General features: G+C 70.9%; 11 protein-coding genes. 4 read left to right on the top strand and 7 right to left on the bottom strand.

Annotation, left to right across the window (positions count from 1 at the left end):
• Positions 1-57 precede the first annotated feature (57 nt).
• The 4 genes from ACZ6JS_RS06870 to ACZ6JS_RS06855 all read left to right on the top strand — a co-directional run bounded on the left by ACZ6JS_RS06870 (position 58) and on the right by ACZ6JS_RS06855 (position 3,336).
• A complete protein-coding gene (locus ACZ6JS_RS06870; protein ID WP_469296283.1) occupies positions 58-954 on the top strand; it encodes a metal-dependent hydrolase in 897 nt (298 codons plus the stop codon).
• Positions 951-1,997 carry a PDR/VanB family oxidoreductase gene (locus ACZ6JS_RS06865; RefSeq protein ID WP_469296281.1) on the top strand — a complete coding sequence of 349 codons (1,047 nt, stop codon included), beginning with the start codon at positions 951-953 and terminating at the stop codon, positions 1,995-1,997. Before ACZ6JS_RS06870 ends, ACZ6JS_RS06865 begins: the two co-directional genes overlap by 4 nt.
• A gap of 23 nt (positions 1,998-2,020) precedes the next feature.
• Positions 2,021-2,737, top strand: a complete 717-nt coding sequence (locus ACZ6JS_RS06860) for a TetR/AcrR family transcriptional regulator (protein WP_060178225.1) — start codon at positions 2,021-2,023, stop codon at positions 2,735-2,737.
• 62 nt (positions 2,738-2,799) lie between these two features.
• On the top strand, positions 2,800-3,336 hold the full coding sequence (locus ACZ6JS_RS06855) for a GNAT family N-acetyltransferase (RefSeq protein WP_469296278.1): 537 nt from the start codon (positions 2,800-2,802) through the stop codon (positions 3,334-3,336).
• Here ACZ6JS_RS06855 and pulA read toward each other — a convergent pair.
• The 7 genes from pulA to ACZ6JS_RS06820 form a co-directional block, all read right to left on the bottom strand.
• Entirely contained in the window at positions 3,323-8,671 is a 5,349-nt protein-coding gene (pulA, locus tag ACZ6JS_RS06850; protein WP_469296277.1) for a pullulanase-type alpha-1,6-glucosidase, read from the bottom strand. The two genes, ACZ6JS_RS06855 and pulA, sit on opposite strands and share 14 nt — an antisense overlap.
• A 94-nt stretch (positions 8,672-8,765) precedes the next feature.
• A complete protein-coding gene (locus tag ACZ6JS_RS06845; RefSeq protein WP_469296275.1) occupies positions 8,766-10,478 on the bottom strand; it encodes a carbohydrate-binding module family 20 domain-containing protein in 1,713 nt (570 codons plus the stop codon).
• Between the two features lie 1,756 nt (positions 10,479-12,234).
• Positions 12,235-13,236, bottom strand: coding sequence for a LacI family DNA-binding transcriptional regulator (locus ACZ6JS_RS06840; protein ID WP_466490240.1), 1,002 nt, complete (start codon positions 13,234-13,236; stop codon positions 12,235-12,237).
• A complete protein-coding gene (locus ACZ6JS_RS06835) occupies positions 13,233-14,882 on the bottom strand; it encodes a glycoside hydrolase family 13 protein (protein WP_469296274.1) in 1,650 nt (549 codons plus the stop codon). The genes ACZ6JS_RS06840 and ACZ6JS_RS06835 overlap by 4 nt, the downstream gene beginning before the upstream one ends.
• 49 nt (positions 14,883-14,931) lie before the next feature.
• Positions 14,932-15,780: a sugar ABC transporter permease gene (locus ACZ6JS_RS06830; RefSeq protein WP_469296272.1), complete on the bottom strand. Its 849-nt coding sequence runs from the start codon at positions 15,778-15,780 to the stop codon at positions 14,932-14,934.
• Between the two features lie 2 nt (positions 15,781-15,782).
• Positions 15,783-16,829 carry a carbohydrate ABC transporter permease gene (locus ACZ6JS_RS06825; protein ID WP_469296271.1) on the bottom strand — a complete coding sequence of 349 codons (1,047 nt, stop codon included), beginning with the start codon at positions 16,827-16,829 and terminating at the stop codon, positions 15,783-15,785.
• A gap of 7 nt (positions 16,830-16,836) precedes the next feature.
• Complete coding sequence (locus tag ACZ6JS_RS06820) at positions 16,837-18,108, bottom strand: extracellular solute-binding protein (RefSeq protein ID WP_469296269.1); 1,272 nt, start codon at positions 18,106-18,108, stop codon at positions 16,837-16,839.
• Between the last annotated feature and the right edge of the window lie 113 nt (positions 18,109-18,221).

The following is an 18,221-nucleotide window of genomic DNA, read 5'->3' as shown; positions in this document are numbered from 1 at the left end:
GCGAGAAGTCGACGCAGGGGGCTTCTCACTCCCTGTACCCGTCAGTACATTGACGCCATGTCTAATACGCCGCTCGCGCCCGCCCCCGTGGCGTCGGAACACGTGGACCTCAGGCCCCGGAACGTGTCCTTCGGCTGGGAGGACACCCCGCTCCACTGGCTGCCCGGGGAACCCTTCGCCGGGCACATGATCAATGTGCTGCACCTGTTGCTGCCCGCCGGGGAGCGGTGGTTCGTGCACGTCTACAAGCAGGCGCTCCCTCACATCGAGGACGAGCGGCTGCGGGAGGACGTCGTCGGCTTCATCGGCCAGGAGGCCATGCACGCCGCCGCCCACGACGACGTCCTCCCACACCTGAAGCGCCTGGGTCTCGACCCGACCCCCTACACCGCCCAGGTGGACTGGATGTTCGAGAAACTGCTCGGCGACCGCACGCTGCCGCCGGGCCGGGCACGGCACTGGTGGCTGATGGAGCGGATCGCGATGATCGCGGCGATCGAGCACTACACGGCTTTCCTCGGCGACTGGGTGCTGGGCGCCGACGAACTCGACCGGCGCGGCGCCGACCCCACCATGCTGGACCTGCTGCGCTGGCACGGCGCGGAGGAGGTCGAGCACCGCTCGGTGGCCTTCGACCTCTTCATGCACGTCGACGGCGGCTACCGGCGCCGGGCCCGGACCTGGGCGACCGCCTTCACCGCCCTGGTCTTCCTCTGGCAGCGCGGGGTCCGCTTCTTCATGGAGAACGACCCCCACCTCGTGGACGGCAAGGCCTCCTTCGGGCAGTTCTTCATGGCCGGACAGCAGGGTGTACTCCCGTCGACGGGCGCCATGCTGAAGTCCATACCGAAGTACCTCTCCCGGACGTACCACCCCTCGCAGGAGGGCTCGACGGCCCGGGCCGTGGCCTACCTGGCCTCCTCTCCCGGCGCGAACGGCGGGGTGCGGGCATGAGGCGCGTCCTCGCCGCCACGGCGGTCGCGGGTGCGGCCTGGGCGGCCCGCCGGGCCCTGAACCGCCGCATCGGGAACTCCCCGCTGTGGCCGCTGCCCGCCCTGGAGGTGCCGGTCTCGGGCCACTCCCCGCGCCGCGCGCTGCGCGCGCTGATCGTCTCCCGAACGCAGCCGGCGCAAGGCGTGCTGGAACTGACCCTGGAATCCCCGGAACTTCCCGCGTGGACACCGGGCGCGCACGTGGACGTCACCCTGCCTTCGGGACGGGTACGCCAGTACTCGCTGTGCGGCGACCCGGCGGACGACGGCCGCTACCGGGTCGCGATCCGGCTGGTCGAGGACGGCCGCGGCGGCTCCCGCGAGGCGCACGCCCAGCTCGTCGAGGGGGCCGAGCTGGAACTGCGGCCGCCGCGCAACCGCTTCGAGCTGCTCCCGGCCCCGTCGTACGCGTTCGTCGCGGGCGGCATCGGCATCACCCCGATCCTGCCGATGCTCCGCGCCGCCACCGCGGCCGGCGCCGACTGGACCCTGCTGTACGGGGGGCGCTCCCTGGACTCGATGCCCTTCCTGGACGACCTCGCGGTATACGGCGACCGGGTCACGGTGCATCCCGAGGACGAGGTGGGCCTGCCCGACCTGGCCCCGCTGGCCGAGGCGGCACCCGACACCCTCGTCTACTGCTGCGGACCGGAACCCCTGATGCAGGCCGTCACGGCGGCGGCCCACGACCCGGCTGCCGTGCACCTGGAGCGGTTCGCGCCGTCGGCGGCGCCCGGTCCGGCGCGGGCCTTCACGGTCGAACTGCGCCGCTCGGGACGGGTGGTCGAGGTCGGCGCGCACGAGAGCACGCTCACCGCGGTGCGCAGGGAGCTGCCCGACACGCCGTACTCGTGCGAGCAGGGATTCTGCGGAACCTGCCAACACCGGGTGCTCGCGGGCGAGGTGGACCACCGCGACGACCTGCTCACGGACCCCGAGCGTGGGGAGTCGATGCTGCTGTGCGTCTCGCGCGCGAAGGGGGACCGCCTCGCCCTGGACCTGTGAACGCGCCCCAGTAGGGTGTCCGCATGACGACCGGAGTGCGGCGCAGGATGGGTGTCGAGGAGCGGCGGCAGCAGCTGATCGGGGTTGCCCTGGAGCTGTTCAGCCACCGGTCCCCCGACGACGTGTCGATCGACGAGATAGCGGCGGCCGCCGGGATATCCCGGCCGCTGGTCTACCACTACTTCCCCGGCAAGCTCAGCCTGTACGAGGCGGCGCTGCGGAGGGCGGCCGACGAGCTGGCCCAGCGGTTCGTGGAGCCCCGGGAGGGGCCGCTGGGGGCGCGCCTGCTGCGGGTCATGGGGCGGTTCTTCGCCTTCGTCGAGGACCACGGGCCGGGCTTCTCGGCATTGATGCGCGGCGGTCCCGCGGCCGGCAGCAGCCGGGCCAACGCGATGATCGACGAGGTCCGGCAGGCGGCGTACGAGCAGATCCTCACGCACCTGGGGATCGGGCTGGACGAGGTGCCGGCCCGGCTGGAGCTCGTGGTGCGCTCGTGGGTCTCGCTCGCCGAGTCCACCGCGTTGATCTGGTTGGACGGGCGCAGGATCCCGCGGGGCGAGCTGGAGTTGCAGCTGGTGCACGACTTCGCGGCGCTGGCCGCGGTGAGCGCCGCGTACGACGCGGAGATGGCGGGGATCCTCGTACGGATCCTGGCCGACGAGCCGGCCGACGGGCCCTTCGGGGAGCTGGTCGGGCGTCTGGTCGGGCTCGTTCCGGGCGGAGCGGCCCCTGTGGTGTGAGCGTGCGCGCATCCTGCGCACTCCCTTGATCACAACCGGTCGTGATCACCGATAATGCCCGCGTGATCATTGACGACGGGATCTTGTTCCGGCCTGCCGTGGAGAAGGACGCCGGGACGCTGGTGCGGCTGTACGACGAGGCCGCCCGCTGGATGCAGAAGCACGGGATCGAGCAGTGGAAGCCCGGCGACAAGGACGCCGCGCACTTCCGGTCGAAGATGCACGACGGAGAGGTGTGGCTCGCCGGCGACGCCGACGGCCGGGTGTGCGGGGCCTACGAGTTGTGGTGGTCCGACGAGGAGGCCTGGGGGATCCAGCCGCCCGTGGCGGGCTATGTGCACCGGCTGATGGTGTCGCGCGAGACCGCCCCCGCCGGGGCCGGCCGCCGGCTGCTCGAACATGCGGAGCGGCGGACGGCCAGGACCGGGCGGGAGCGGGCGCGGCTGGACTGCGTCTCCACCAACCCCCGGCTGCTCGCGTACTACCTGGACGCGGGCTACCGGGTGGTCGGGGAGCTCCCCGACAAGCGGGGGAAGGACGGCAGGGTCTACGGGGTGATCCTGCTGGAGAAGCGGCTGGACCGGCTCACCGTCGTGTGAAGACGGCGACGGTACGGCCGGGGACGGTGAACTCTCCTGTCCTTGCGTCGTAGGCGGACTGCTTGACCGTGGCGTCGGAGCCGGCGGCCTGCACGGGGTGCAGGCGGTAGGCGGTGCCCGCGAGGGCGGTGACGCGCTGGGGCTGGGCGGTGGGGGTGGCGTTGAAGACCACCACCAGGTCGCCCAGGGTCATGGTGATCACGCCCGGGGTCTCCTCCCGTCCCGACAGCGGAAAGGCCAGGCGGGACTGGACGGCCTCCGCCGTGGTGAGGGCGAAGTCCGGTTCGGTGGTGCGGATCTTCAGCAGGTCGCGGTGGGCCGCCGCGGTGGCGGTGATGTCGGTGCAGGTGGGCGCCGGTCCCGTCAGCAGCGGCTTCGCGTACGGCCACTTCGGGGCGTTGTCGGCGGCCGGGGGCAGGCCGCGGCCGAAGCCGTTGCCGGCGCGGCAGTCCCACTGGATGGCGTTGAACCAGTCGCCGCTGTCGTAGGAGTTGCGGTCCAGGGACTTGGAGCGCAGCAGGTCGGTGCCGGCCTGGGAGAGGGCCGGGCCCTGGGAGAGGGTGGCCGTCGCCATGGCCAGGACCTGCATGCGGGCCTTGTCGCGGTTGGCGGTGGCGGGCGGGAGCTTGTAGGTCAGGGCGTCGGCGAGGGTCTCGTTGTCGTGGGCGTCCGCGTAGGCGAGGGCGTCGCCGGGGGCGGCCGCGTAGCCGGCCGGGGCGCCGTTGTAGTCCACCTCGGAGCCCTTGACGCGGCGCCCGGAGGTGTCGGTGAAGGCGTACGAGGCGAGGTTGCCGGAGAGGCCGACCTTGATCAGGTCCTGGCCGTGCAGGAGGCGGGCCCGCTGCTCGGCCGGGGTGCCGTTGGCCGGTGCGCCGTTGGGCTCGGTGAACAGGCCCGACGCGAAGCCCTGGACGCGCGGGTCCTCGTCGAAGGGGCCGCCGCCGCGGACCGCGTCGCGCGCCCTGTCGGAGAAGGTGGCGATGCCGGTCCCGGCCATGTTCTTCTGCGTGGCCTGGACGAAGCGGGCGTCGTCGGCGATCTCGCCGAAGTTCCAGCCCTCCCCGTAGAGGACGATCTTCTTGCCGTCCACGCCGTCCTTGGCGGGCGTCAGGGCGTCCAGCGCGGCCCGGACGGCCATGATGTTGGCCTTCGGGTGGTGGCCCATCAGGTCGAAGCGGAAGCCGTCGACCTTGTACTCCTTCGCCCAGGTGACGACCGAGTCGACGACGAGGCGGCCCATCATGGCGTTCTCGGGGGCGGTGTTGGCGCAGCAGGTGGAGGTGGCGACGCTGCCGTCGGCCAGCAGGCGCTGGTAGTAGCCGGGGACGATGCGGTCGAGGACCGACTTGTCCGACTGCCCGGCGGCGACCGTGTGGTTGTAGACGACGTCCATCACCGTGCGCAGCCCGGCCCCGTTCAGGGACTGGACCATCCTGCGGAACTCCACGGTGCGGGCCGTGCCGTTCGGGTCGCTCGCGTAGCTGCCCTCGGGGACGGTGTAGTGCAGCGGGTCGTAGCCCCAGTTGTAGGAGTCCTTGGCGGCGGCCGCCGCCACGCACGCCTGCTGCTCCTGCGAGTCCGGCGCGTACACCGTGAGATCGCAGGCGGGCTCGGTGCGGTCCGCCGCCTTCTCCGGGATGGTGCCGATGTCGAAGGCGGGCAGGAGGTGGACGTACGAGGTGCCGGCGCCGGCCAGGTCGCGCAGGTGGCGCATCCCCGCCGAGGCGGTGTCGGTGAAGGCCAGGTACTGGCCGGGGTGGCCGCTGGTGCGGTCCGCGACGGAGAAGTCGCGGACGTGCAGCTCCTGGATCTGCGCGGAGGTGAAGGGGACGGCCGCGGGCTTGCGCAGCTGCTTCCAGCCGGGCGGCGCCAGTTTGGGGTCGGCCAGGTCCACGGCCAGGCTGTGGGTGGAGTCGGCGGTCAGGGCGGTGGAGTAGGGGTCGGTGACGAGGTTGCGGACCACCTGGCGGGTGCTGGGGGCCCAGACGGTCACCGCGTAGCGGTACGGCTTCCCGGTCCAGGAGCGCTCGCCGCGCACCGACCAGACGCCGGTGGCGTCGTCGCGGCGCATGGCGACGGTGCGGCCGTCGAGTTCGAGGGACACCTGCTGGGCTGTGGGTGCCCAGACGGAGAGGGTGGGGCGGCCGTCCTTGAAGACGGGGCCGAGGGCGGCGGTCGTCGCGTACAGGTCGTCGAGGACGCCGGCGAGCTGGACGCCGGTGGCGGCGAGCACGGCGCCGTTCGCGGCGCGGGCGCTGGCGACGAGCTGGCCGCGCAGGGCCTCGCGGACGCGGTCCCGGTCGCGCGAATCCACCGTGAAGGCGGTGTAGGCGGCCAGGTGCGGGAACTTCTGCTTCTGCGCGGCGGTCAGCTCGGTGCGGCCGAGCCGAAGCCACTGGGCGGGGCCGGTCAGGGCGCCGTTCTCGGCCTTGACGGTGCCTTCGCGGGAGGCGAGGAGCTGCACGGAGGCGGCGGCCGCGGGGGCGTTCCAGGCGACGGTGTCGCGGTCGAGCCACACGGCCTGGGACTTGGTGAGGTCGAGGGCGGCGGAGGAGCCGGCGGGCTGCGGCAGGAGGTACTTCTCCCGGCCGCCGAGCATCCACACCTCGTGGCCGGTGGCCTTGAGGTCGAGGGACTGGTCGGTGGGGAGGTCCTTCTCGTCGCCCTTGTGCAGGATGTAGCTGAGGCTGGTGGCGCCGGCTGCGAGCGGGACCTCGTAGACCGCCCCGTAGGAGTCGGTACGGGTCGGCAGCAGCGGCTTGGACCAGTCGGTCGGGGTCGCGGCCCCGGTCCACACGTGCAGGCCCCAGCCGTCGTACGCGCCGTCGGGGCGCTGGTAGTGCAGGACGGCCTTGCCCTGGTCCTGCGGCGGGTAGGCCGGGCGGTCGGTGCGGGCGGGCTCCTTGCCCTGCTCCAGCCAGATCTCGCCGGTCTTCGTCACGTCGATGGTGCGGTCCGCGGCGACGTCCTTGTTGCCGTCCTTGTCGATGACGAGGTAGCCGACCGAGGAGGCGCCGGGCTTGAGCTTGACGTACGCGAAGGCGCCGTAGGCGTCGCGGCCGGTGAAGGCGTGGCCGGCCGGCCACGGCGTGGCCTCCCCTTCGGCGATGTCGCCCCAGGCATACAGACGCCAGTCGGTGTAGTCCCCGTCGGGGCGGTTGTAGTGGACGACCGCGTAGTCGCGCTGGGTGGCAGTGGGCACCTCGGCGGGCGGGGCCTGGCCGGTGGCGGACCCGGCGAGGGCGCTCGCGGTACGGCCGGCGGAGTCGACGACGACCGCCTTGTAGCGCAGGGCGGTCCCTGCCGGGGTCTTGGCGTCGATGTGCTGGGTGACCTTGTAGGGGGCGTGGTCGGCGGAGCCGAGGACCTGCCACTTGCCGTTGCCGGTCTGCGCGGCGAAGACGACCCGGTTCAGGCCGCCGCCGCTGACGTCCGCGGACAGCTCGACGGTGCCGGTGGCGCCGGGGGCCGGGGCCTTCAGCGTCAGGGCGGGCTTGGCGGTGGGGGCGGCGAGCGGGGTGACGGCCTGGAGGACCACCGAGCCGAGGGCGGGGACGACGACCGTCAGCTTGCCCGCGGCGGAGGCGCGGATCAGCGCGGAGCCGCCGTACAGGGTGCGGTACTGGGTGCCGGCCGGGGCGTCGATCTCCACGGTGCGGGACTCGGCTGCGTTGTTGGCGGCGACCAGGTACTCGGTACGGGTGCGGGCGTCGGTACGGGCGAAGGCGTACACGGAACCGTCGGAGAATCGTTCGCTCTGGATGCCGTCCCGCAGGGCCGGGTGCGCCTTGGTCAGCTTCGAGAGAGCACTGATCTCCTTGTAGAGGGGGTGCTCCGGATCGTAAGCGTCGCTCGCGTGCGTGCGCGCCGTTCCGAGCTGGTCGTCGTCCAGGTAGTCGGCCGTCTTCGACGCGAACAGCGGCTGGCGCGCATCCTTGTCGCCGCCCGCGCCGGTGTAGCCCTGCTCGTCACCGGAGTAGATCACCGGGTTGCCCCGGGAGAAGAACATCAGCTCGTTGGCCAGCCGGTAGCGGCCCAGCAGTTCCTGCTCGGGCGCGCCCGGCCGGTCCTGCTTCAGGAAGGTCCCGAAGCGGCCCATGTCGTGGTTGCCGAGGAAGGTCACCTGCTCGTAGGCGTTGGCCTTGCCGGAGGTGTAGCGGTAGTCGTCGGCGAGGACGGAGCCCAGCCGGGAGGCCGCCGCGCCCTGGGAGGCGTACGCGCGGATCGCGTCCTGGAGCGGGAAGTCGAGGGTGGCGTCGAGGCGCCCGCGTGTCACGTACGGGGAGGTGACGGCGGTGTCGGCGGAGTAGACCTCGCCGAACATGAAGAAGTCGTCGCGTCCGCGCTCGGCCGCATACTCGTCGAGGGCCGTCGCCCACTGTGTCCAGAACTCCGTGTTGACGTGCTTGACCGTGTCGATGCGGAAGCCGTCGATGTCGAAGTCACGAACCCACTTCTCGTAGATCTTCTCCATCCCGCTGACGACCTCGGGACGCTCGGTCCACAGGTCGTCCAGGCCGAAGAAGTCGCCCTGCTCGGAGGACTCGCCGGCGAAGGTGGAGTCACCCCGGTTGTGGTACATCGTCGGATCGTTGAGCCAGGCGGGGACCTTGAGGTTCTTCTTCGCGCCCGGCACGAACGGGGTCCTCGGGAAGGACTCCCCGTCCACCTTCGGGAACTTCCCCTTCCCGTCGGCGTAGTCCTTGTCGTCGAACGGCACCCCGTCCTTGGTCAGGTACGGGAACGCCCCCTTCGACAGGTACGAGTAGGACGCCTCCCGGTAGTCGACCACGTCGGCCGTGTGGTTGGTGATGACGTCGAAGAAGACCTTCATCCCCTTCGCGTGCGCCTTGTCGACCAGCCGCTCGAGGTCGTCGTTGGTGCCGAAGTGGGGGTCGACCTGGGTGAAGTCGGTGATCCAGTAGCCGTGGTAGCCGGCGGAGACATCGTTGCCCTTGCCCTGCACCGGCTGGTTCTTGAAGATCGGCGCCATCCAGATGGCCGTGGTGCCGAGCCCCTTGATGTAGTCGAGCCGGTCGGTGAGCCCCTTGAGGTCGCCGCCCTGGTAGAAGCCCTTGTCAGTGGGGTCCAGGCCGGTCTCCAGGCGGGAGCCGGTCAGCCCGCCCCGGTCGTTGCCGGGATCACCGTTCGCGAACCGGTCCGGGAGCACGAAGTAGAACTGCTCGCGGGTCAGGTCGTTGCGGGCCGGTTCTGCGGCCAGTTTCGCGTCCGAGGGCGGGGCGGGCACCTTGGCCTCGGCGGCCGCGGCGGGGAGGGCGGGCAGGAGCGTCACGGCCAGGGCGGCGGCGAGCACTCCTGCTGCAGGGCGTATCAAGGCGGGTCTCCTTGTGTACGTGTCGCATGGATGAGGGCCGCCCGGCGGGGGGCGGGGAAGGTGGTGCCGGGCGGCCCTGGTCTGTGGGGGCGGTTCAGCTGCGCCAGGTGTCGGTCAGCGTGACCTTGCCGCTCGCGGGGACGGTGGCCGTGCGGTTGGCGCCGCTCTCCCAGGTGACGTTCCCGGAGGCGTCCTTGCGGATGTACTTGTACGCGAAGGACGTGCCCGCCGGGAGGGTGACGTCGAGCTTCCAGACGGGGTAGGCCGCCGGGTCGAGCTTCAGAGCGCCGCCGGTGTTCCAGTTGCCGAGCTCGGCGCGGTCACCGGTGACGTAGATGTTCTGCCCCGGCACGGTGGTGGCGTTGACGGAGAAGGCCGCCCCGCCGGAGGCCGCCGGGGTGCCCGAACAGGTACGGGCGTTCACGTGCAGGGCGAGTGCGGTCCCGGCGCCGAGCGTGGCGGTGAACTGGCCGCCGGAGCCGACGGTCACGGTGCGCCCGCTCTGCACGTCGCAGTAGTCGCCTGCCGGGAGCGAGGTCTGGAACGTCCGGGTCAGGGCCGAGCCCTCGTGGTTGATCGCGACGTAGGCCTTGGAGCCGCGCCCGAAGGCGATCCGGTCGCCGCCGTTGTCCCACCAGTTCACGACGCCCTGACCGCGCGCCGCGTTCCGGAAGCCGACCATGGAGGAGATCTCCCGCCAGGCGTGCTGGCACTTCCACCCGTCCGAGTAACAGGCGTTGACCGTGCCGCCGTTCGGCGGGCCGGCGTCCTTGTCGGTCCACTCGTAGCCGGAGTGGACGTCCGGCGATCCGTACGGCCACGCCAGGGCGAACACACTGGCGAGGGTGTAGGCGGACCCGTCCTTGTAGGTGAGGGTGTCGCCCACGCGCTCGGTGTCGTGGTTGTCGACGAAGACGCCGCTCTGTGCGGAGGGCATGTAGCCCCACGCCTCGCCGAAGTTCTTCAGGTGGGCCAGGTTCTCGCTCTGGAAGACGCGCTTGAGGTCGCGGGCGTACCGGAATTCCTGCACGTCGCCGCTGCCGAGGTACTCGCTCGGCAGGACGGCTTCCCCGGCCCCGAATATCGCCTCCTGCTTCCAGTAGACCCCGGGGTTCGTCAGCCGCGACTTGATGTTGGCGAGGTCGGCGGCGGGCATGTGCTTGGCGGCGTCGATGCGGAAGCCGTCGACGCCGAGCGAGAGCAGGTCGTTGAGGTAGCCGGCGATCCGGCCGCGCACGTAGTCCTCGCCCGTGTCCAGGTCCGCGAGCTGGACGAGTTCGCAGTTCTGGACGTTGCCGCGGTCCTGGTAGCTGGAGATCGTCGCCCGGCAGTCGTCCATGTCGGCGCCCGAATAGATCCCGGGGTAGTTGTACTTCGTGTACGAAGAACCCCCCGTCCCGGTGAGGGTGGCGCCCGCGTCCGCGGGGCCCGCCATGTGGTTGATGACGGAGTCGACGACGACCTTCACGCCCGCGGCGTGGCAGGCGCCGACCATCGCCTGGAAGGCGGCCCGGTCACCGAGCCGACCGGCGATCTTGTAGCTGACGGGTTGGTACGAGGTCCACCACTGGCTGCCCTGGACGTGCTCCTGCGGGGGCGACACCTGTACGTACCCGTACCCGGCGGGGCCGAGGGAATCGGTGCACGCCTTGGCGACGGAGTCGAAGCGCCACTCGAAGAGGACGGCGGTCACGTCCTTCTCGCCGGGGGGTGTGGCGGCGGCCTGCGGGCCGGTGGCGGTGAGCGTGGCGGCGGCAAGTGCGGTGGCGGTGAAAAGCATTGCAGCTCTGACAGCTCTGGCAGGCATGCGGGGTCCTCCTGGGGGGAGAGGTGGGGATTGGAGCGACCGTAGGTGCCAGGTCGGAGGCCTGCAAGAGTTTGCGCAAGAGATTGCAGAATTGTTTCCGAGGCGTGTCCTGCTGGACGGACGCCTCGACTACCGCCCCCCGAGGCCGAGTTCACCGCCCAGCGACCCGCACGGCCGCCGCGCCGCCCGCGCCGGCGGTAACGGGATATCAATTCCTGCAAAAGGCAGCCGAGCCGGGCGAAAGGGCGGGATTCCGACGAGGCGGCACGCCCCCTCACCCGGGACTCCACCCCCGCGGCCCCACCACCCCGGCTCGGCGGTTGCCCACCCACCCCCATGCGTCGGGGTGGTGTGGAAGCGGGGTTTCGGGGGGGCGGGGTCGGGGATGTGCTGGGGGTTTCCCGTCAGTCCCATCGTCTCTCCGGTTCGGGCCGGCCCGTCAAGGGCGCTCGTTCCTCGCGTCGCTTCGCGATGTCGCTGCGCTCCACCCTTGACCGACCGTCCCGCCCCGGAAATCCGAAAGACTGCCGGGAAGCCCCCAGAGGAACGGGCCGGGACCTTGTTTTCAGGGACGGCCACATCAGCGATGTGCGGGCGGAGCCCGCAGCGCCCCCAATCGCTACGCGCTCCTGCCGGAAGGCGGCCGCAGGCCCCTGTGGCCGGACATAAGCCGCCATCAATCGCTACGCGCTCCTGCCTGTAGGCGTCTGCGAGCCCCTGTGGCCGGACATAGGCCGCCCTCAATCGCTACGCGCTCCTCGATCACGCGTCCGCAGACCGTCTGGGGCCGGCCAAAGCCGCCCACAGTCGCTGCGCGCTCTTGTCAGCAGGCGGCCGCAGGCCTCGTGGGTCGGGCATAGGCCGCCCCAGATCGCTACGCGCTCCTCCGAGACCGCGTCCGCCTCTTGTTCGGGGCTGGAGGGGCGGATTCGAGGGGACGGAGGGCGATCCATCGGCTGAGCCGATACCAACCCCTATCAAGACCTGGGCGACATCCCAACCGTCCCCCCAAGCAGGGGCAATTGGTGCACATCGACGGCCTTTTGAGGCGCGCCCTCGCCCAGACCTGGATTGGGTTCGCCTCAGCCGTCATCTGACGCTTTCCCTCCCCCGGACAGCCCCCGGTCGCCGTCGATGGGGAGCGAATCGGGCGCCTGCGGCCTATGACCAGCCCAGAGGGATCGCAGACGCGTGATCGAGAAGCGCGTAGCCATCTGGGGCGGCCTATGTCCGACCCACGAGGCCTGCGGACGCGTGATCGAGGAGCGCGTAGCGATTGGGGGCGGCTCTTGACCGGCCCCAGACGGTCTGCGGACGCGTGATCGAGGAGCGCGTAGCGATTGGGGGCGCTGCGGGCTCTGCCCGCACGGCGCCGACGCCCCGATGGGGTCTTGATCCCCCGGCCCGTTCCTCTGGGGGCTTCCCGGCAGTCTTTCGGATGTCCGGGGCGGGACGGTCGGTCAAGGGTGGAGCGCAGCGACATCGCGAAGCGACGCGAGGAACGAGCGCCCTTGACGGGCCGGCACGACACGGAGAGACGATGGGACTGACGGGAAACCCCCAGCACATCCCCGACCCCGCCCGGGCGGATCCCGCTCCCACACCACCGCCCCGCGCCCCGCCGATCCCGCCCCGCCGCAACCCCCAACCCCGCCGGGGCCGGCGCCTCGCGCCCCCGGCCGGGGAGGTCGCGGCCCTGGAGGCGGGTGGGCAACCACCGACCGGCGGTGGGGGCCGAGGGGGCTGGAACCCCGCCCTACGGCACCTGGCCCGTCGAGCCCCGCACCACCAGTTCCGGCTGGAAGACGTACTCGGTGCGCTGGACCGGGGTCCCGGACACCGCCTCCAGGAGGGCGCCCACCGCCGCCGTCGCCATCGCCCGTACCGGCTGGCGGACCGTCGTGAGCGGCGGGTCGGTGAACGCGATCAGCGGCGAGTCGTCGAACCCGACCACCGACACGTCCTGCGGCACCCGCAGGCCCCGCTCGCGGACGGCCCTTATCACCCCGAGCGCCATCGGGTCGCTGCCGCACACGATGCCGGTGCAGCCGCGGTCGAGGAGGGCGCCGCCCGCGGCGTGGCCGCCCTCGACCGTGAAGAGGGTGCGCTGGATCCGCCCCTCGGCCTCCGCGTCCGGCACGACGGACCGGAAGCCCTGCTCCTTGCGGGCCGAGGGCACGTACCGGGTCGGCCCGATGGCCAGCCCGATCCGTTCGTGCCCGAGGTCCTGCAGGTGCCGTACGGCCATCTCGGCGGCGGCGCGGTCGTCCGGGGAGATGAAGGGGGCGTTCACGTGCTCGTTGAAGCCGTTGATCATCACGAACGGCAGCCCGCGGGAGGCGAGGCGCTGGTAGCGGGCGGGGTCGGCGTGGGAGTCGGCGTGCAGCCCGGACAGGAAGACGATGCCGGTGACCCCCCGCTCCTCCAGCTGCTCCACCAGCTCGTCCTCGGTGGCCCCGCCGGGCGTCTGCGTGCACAGGACCGGCGTGTACCCGTGTCCGGCCAGGGCCTGTTCGATGACCTGCGCGAACGCCGGGAAGATCGGGTTGGTGAGTTCCGGGATCAGCAGGCCGACCAGGCCGTTGCTGCGGCGTTTGAGCCGCACGGGCCGCTCGTAGCCGAGCAGGTCCATCGCGGCCAGCACCTTGTGCCGGGTGCCGGCCGCGACGCCCGCCTTGCCGTTGAGCACACGGCTGACCGTCGCCTCGCTGACCTGGGCCTGCGCGGCGATGTCCGTCAGCCGGAGGGGGGAGGTCACCCCGCCGTCACCTGCCACCACACCGTGGTGTCGGCCGGCAGCACGCCGTCCTCGACCGTCGCACCGCTGGACAGCAGCACCTCGCCGGTGACGGGGAGCCGTACCGCCGCACCCGTGGTGTTGGCGGTGCACAGGAAGTCCCCGCGCCGGAAGACCAGCACGCCCTCCGGGGCCTCCTGCCAGTCCACGGACTCGCCCGCGCCCAGGTCCGGGCGCTCGCGGCGCAGCCGCAGGGCGGTCCGGTACAGCTCCAGCGTGGAGGACGGGTCGCCGGTCTGCGCCTCCACGCTCAGCTGTGCCCAGGAGTCCGGCTGGGGGAGCCAGCTGCCGCCGGTGCCGAAGCCGTACGGGGCCTCGGTGCCCGACCACGGGATGGGGACCCGGCAGCCGTCGCGGAAGCCGTCCTGGCCTGCCGCGCGGAAGAAGGACGGGTCCTGGCGGACCTCGTCGGGCAGGTCGGTGACGTCGGGCAGGCCGAGTTCCTCACCCTGGTAGACGTACGCCGAGCCGGGCAGCGCCAGCATCAGCAGGCTCGCGGCACGGGCCCGCCGCAGACCGAGCTCGCGGTCGCCGGGCTCGCGCAGCTGGGTGCCGAGGCCGGCGGGGTTGGCGAAGCGGGTGGCGTGCCGGGTGACGTCGTGGTTGGACAGCACCCAGGTGGTGGGGGCGCCGACGGGGCGCATCGCGGCGAGCGAGCCGTCGATGACCTCGCGCAGCGCGGTCGCCTCCCAGTCGCTGGTCAGATACTGGAAGTTGAACGCCTGCTGCATCTCGTCGGGGCGGACGTAGCGGGCCGTGCGCTCGACGGTCGGGGTCCACGCCTCGGCGACCAGGACGCGGTCGCCCTCGTACTCGTCGAGGATCCGGCGCCAGGAGCGGTATATCTCGTGGACGCCGTCCTGGTCGAAGAAGGGCATGACGTCGTTGCCGAGCAGCTTGAGCTGGTCCCTGGCGCCGAGGTCGGGCAGGCCGGGGGCCTTGACCAGGCCGTGGGCGACGTCGACGCGGAAGCCGTCGGCGCCGAGGTCGAGCCAGAAGCGCAGGATGGAGCGGAACTCGTCCTGGACGGCCGGGTGCTCCCAGTTGAAGTCGGGCTGCTCGGGCGCGAAGAGGTGCAGGTACCACTCGCCGTCCGCGACCCGGGTCCAGGCCGGGCCGCCGAAGATCGACTCCCAGTCGTTGGGGGGAAGTTCGCCGTTCTCACCCTTGCCGGGACGGAAGTGGAAACGCTCACGCAGCCTGGATCCGGGGCCTTCGCGCAGCGCCTGCTTGAACCATTCGTGCTGGTCGGAGCAGTGGTTGGGGACGAGGTCGACGATGATGCGCAGGCCCAGTTCGTGGGCTTCGCGGATCACGGCGTCGGCATCGTGCAGGGTGCCGAACATGGGGTCGATGGCTCGGTAGTCGGCGACGTCGTAGCCGGCGTCGGCCTGCGGGGAGGCGTAGAAGGGGCTGAGCCAGACGGCGTCCACGCCCAGCTCCTTGAGGTAGGGCAGGCGGCTGCGGATGCCTTCGAGGTCCCCCATGCCGTCCCCGTTGGAATCGGCGAAGCTGCGCGGATAGACCTGGTAGATCACCGCGTCTCTCCACCAGCCGGGCGTGGTGCCGGTGGTGGTGGGAAGTGCGTCGGCGAGGTGCTGGGTCATGTCGTCCTTGGAGAGATCGGGCCAGGAGGGGAACGGCAGGCTCGGGTGGTCAGCCCTTGGTGGCGCCTGCCGTCATCCCGGCGACGAGGTGACGCTGGGCGAAAACGAAGAAGATCGCCGCGGGGATGGCGATGAGGACCGAGGCGGCGCTCATCGCACCCCAGTTGGAGGTGTACTGGGTGACGAAGGTCTGGAGGCCGCCGGCCAGGGTGAGGTTCTCGTCGCCGACCATGAAGGCGGAGGCGTAGGCGACCTCGCCCCAGGCGGTGATGAAGGCGTAGAAGCCGGTGACGGCGAGGCCGGGCTTGGCGAGCGGGAGAATCAGCCGCCAGAAGGTGCCGAAGGGGTTGAGTCCGTCGACGCGGCCGGATTCGTCGATCTCGATCGGGATGGTGTCGAAGAAGCCCTTCATCATCCATGCACAGAACGGCACGGCGATGGTGAGGTAGGTGATGATCAGGCCGACGGGCTGGTTGAGCAGCCCGAGCTGTCCCATCAGGTTGTAGAGCGGGACGATCAGGATGGCCATGGGGAACATCTGCGTGATGAGCAGGGTCCACATCAGCGGCTTCATGCCGGGGAACTTGAACCGGCTGACCGCGTATCCGGTGGTGGCGGCGATGAAGACACCGAGGACGGTGGTGACGCCGGCGACCAGGACGGAGTTGAGGAACCAGTCGAGGAAGTGGCTCGACTCCAGCAGGTACGTGTAGTTGCTGAGCGTCGGTTCCTTGACGAAGTCCGTGGTGATCGCGTGCTGCGCGGGCTTGAGCGAGGTCAGCAGGATCCACAGGACCGGGAAGACGGCGATGACGGACGCGACGACGAGGGTCGCGTGCAGGCCGACGGAGGCGAGCGGGGAGCGGCTGCCCCGGGTACGCGTGCGGGTCGTGGTCATGGTCACCACACCTCTCCCTGCTTGCGCAGCGAGCGCCGGTAGACCAGCGCGAAGATCATGAGCAGCAGGAGGATCAGTACGCCCCACGTCGCGGAGACGGCGAAGTCGCGCGGGCTCGTGATGAAGGCCTCCCGGAAGGCCTGGGTCACCAGGATCTCGGTGGAGTCTCCCGGTCCGCCCCGCGTGAGCAGGAAGATCACCGGGAACATGTTGAAGGTCCAGATGGTGGAGAGCAGGATCACCGTCATGCTGACCGCGCGCAGCCCGGGCAGGGTGATGTGGCGGAAGCGCTGCCAGGCGCTGGCGCCGTCCATCTCGGCGGCCTCGTAGAGCTCGCCGGGGATGGACTGCAGACCGCCGAGGAGGGCGACCATCATGAAGGGGATGCCCAGCCAGACGTTGACGGCGATGACCGAGAACTTGGCCCACGTCGGGTCGTCGAGCCACGGCACGGCGGCGATACCGCCGCCGTCGAGGACCTTGTTGAGGATGCCGTTGTCGCGGTTGAAGAGGAACCGCCAGGCGAAGACGGAGACGAAGCCGGGCACGGCCCAGGGCAGGATGAGCGCCATCCGGTAGGCGGCGCGGCCCCGGAACTGGCGGTTCAGCATGTTGGCGAGGGTGAGTCCGAGCACGAACGTGATGGACACGCACGCGACGGTCCAGACCACCGTCCACACCAGCCGCTGGAGGAACACCGGGTCGCCGAGCACCGCCGTGTAGTTGTCGAGTCCGATGAACTCGTACGTGGCGTCGATGTGGCGGGCGCCGATGTCACGGGCGACGTTGCGCTCGTTGGCGTCGGTCAGCGACAGGTAGATGCCTCGTACGAGCGGCCACCCGATGATCACGCCGAGGACGAGCACCACCGGGGCGACCATGGCCCAGGCGTACCAGTGGGTGGCGAGGGCGCGCCTCAGGCCACCTGTGTTGCGTGTCTTCCCTGTGTTCCCGCTGTCAGTCCAGCGGCTCCGGCCGCGGACGGCGGAGTCGTTCCCGACTCCGTCGTCCGCGGCCTTCACCACAGACTGGCTGGTGTCAGCAGCCATCGTTTCGTTACTTCCAGCCCTTGAGGATCTTGCGGAACTCGATGCCGGCCGCCTTGGCCGCGTCCTCCGGGCTCGACGCCCCGGTGATCGCCTTGGTGTATTCGACCTTCAGCGGCTCGAAGAGGGAGCCGTTCTCGGGGATCCAGGCGCGCTCGACGGCCTTGTCCACGGCCGGCTTGAAGAACTGGACCATTTCGCTGCTCTTGACGTCCGGCTGCTCGTAGGCGGCGGTACGGGTCGGCAGCAGGCTCAGCTCCTTGGCGGACTGGACCTGGACCTCCTGCGAGGTCATGTACTCGACGAAGGCGTGAGCGGCGGCGCGGTTCTTCGAGCCGGCGTAGACGCCGAGGTCGTGGCCGCCCTGCGGGGCGCCGGCCTTGGCCGAGCCGGCCGGGACGGCGGCGATGCCGAGGTTGGCCTTGTCCTTGAACTGGTCACCGGCGTAGGTGTCGGCGACGGCCCACGGACCGTTGATCATCATGGCGGCCTCGCCGGTCTTGAAGGCCGTCTGCATGTTGGCGTAGCCGTCGGTGGCGTTGGTGATCGCCGCACCCGAGGCGACCAGGTCGCGGGCGGTCTTGAAGGCCTTGACGCCCGCCTCGTTGTCGACGGTGACCGTCTTGTTCTTCGCGTCGACGAGGTCGCCGCCCTCGCCGTAGATCAGCGGGAGGAACCAGTAGGAGTCGTCGCCGCGCAGGTAGAGGGCGGCCTTGCCGGTCTTCGCCTTGATCGCCTCGGCGGCGGTCTTCAGCTCCGCCAGCGTCTTGGGGGGCTGGACGCCGGCGTCGGCGAGCATCTTCTTGTTGTAGAAGAGGCCGAGGGTGTCGATGACCTGCGGCACGGCGTAGGTCTTGCCCTCGTACTTGCCGCTGGCCGCTGCCTGCGGCAGGAACTCGCTGTCGACCTTCTTCGCCATCTCCGCCGGGACCTCGTCGAGGTATCCGAGGGAGGCGAAGTCCGCGACCCAGCCGACGTCGGCGCGGATCACGTCAGGCGCGTCGGAGCCGCTGCTGAAGGCGTTCTTGACCTTGTTCTGCGCGTCGCCGTACGGGACGTTGACGTACTTGACGGTCACCTTCGGGTGCTTCGCGGTGAACGCCTCGGCGATCTTCTGGAAGCTGGCCTTCTCGGCGTCGTTCGCCGTGTCCCACCACGTGACCGTGCCGGAAAGCTCGCCGCCGGCGTCGGTCCCGCCGTCGCCCTTGTTGTCACCGCCGCAAGCCGTCGCCGCGAGCGCCAGGGCCGCGACCAGCGCGGTGGCCGCTATGCCACGCCGCATATGAACTCCTTCGATGATCCCGGCCGCGCCCTCGCGGTCCCGAGTTGCCAGGAACGTAACAAGACTGAAAGAGGACCGAAAGGGCTTGCGCAAACTTTCTGCAAGCGGAGGGG

The sequence above is a fragment of the Streptomyces sp. NPDC046349 genome, from assembly GCF_055587885.1.
Note: the sequence above shows the minus strand (reverse complement) of the source record. Positions and strands in the feature narration are given on the sequence as shown.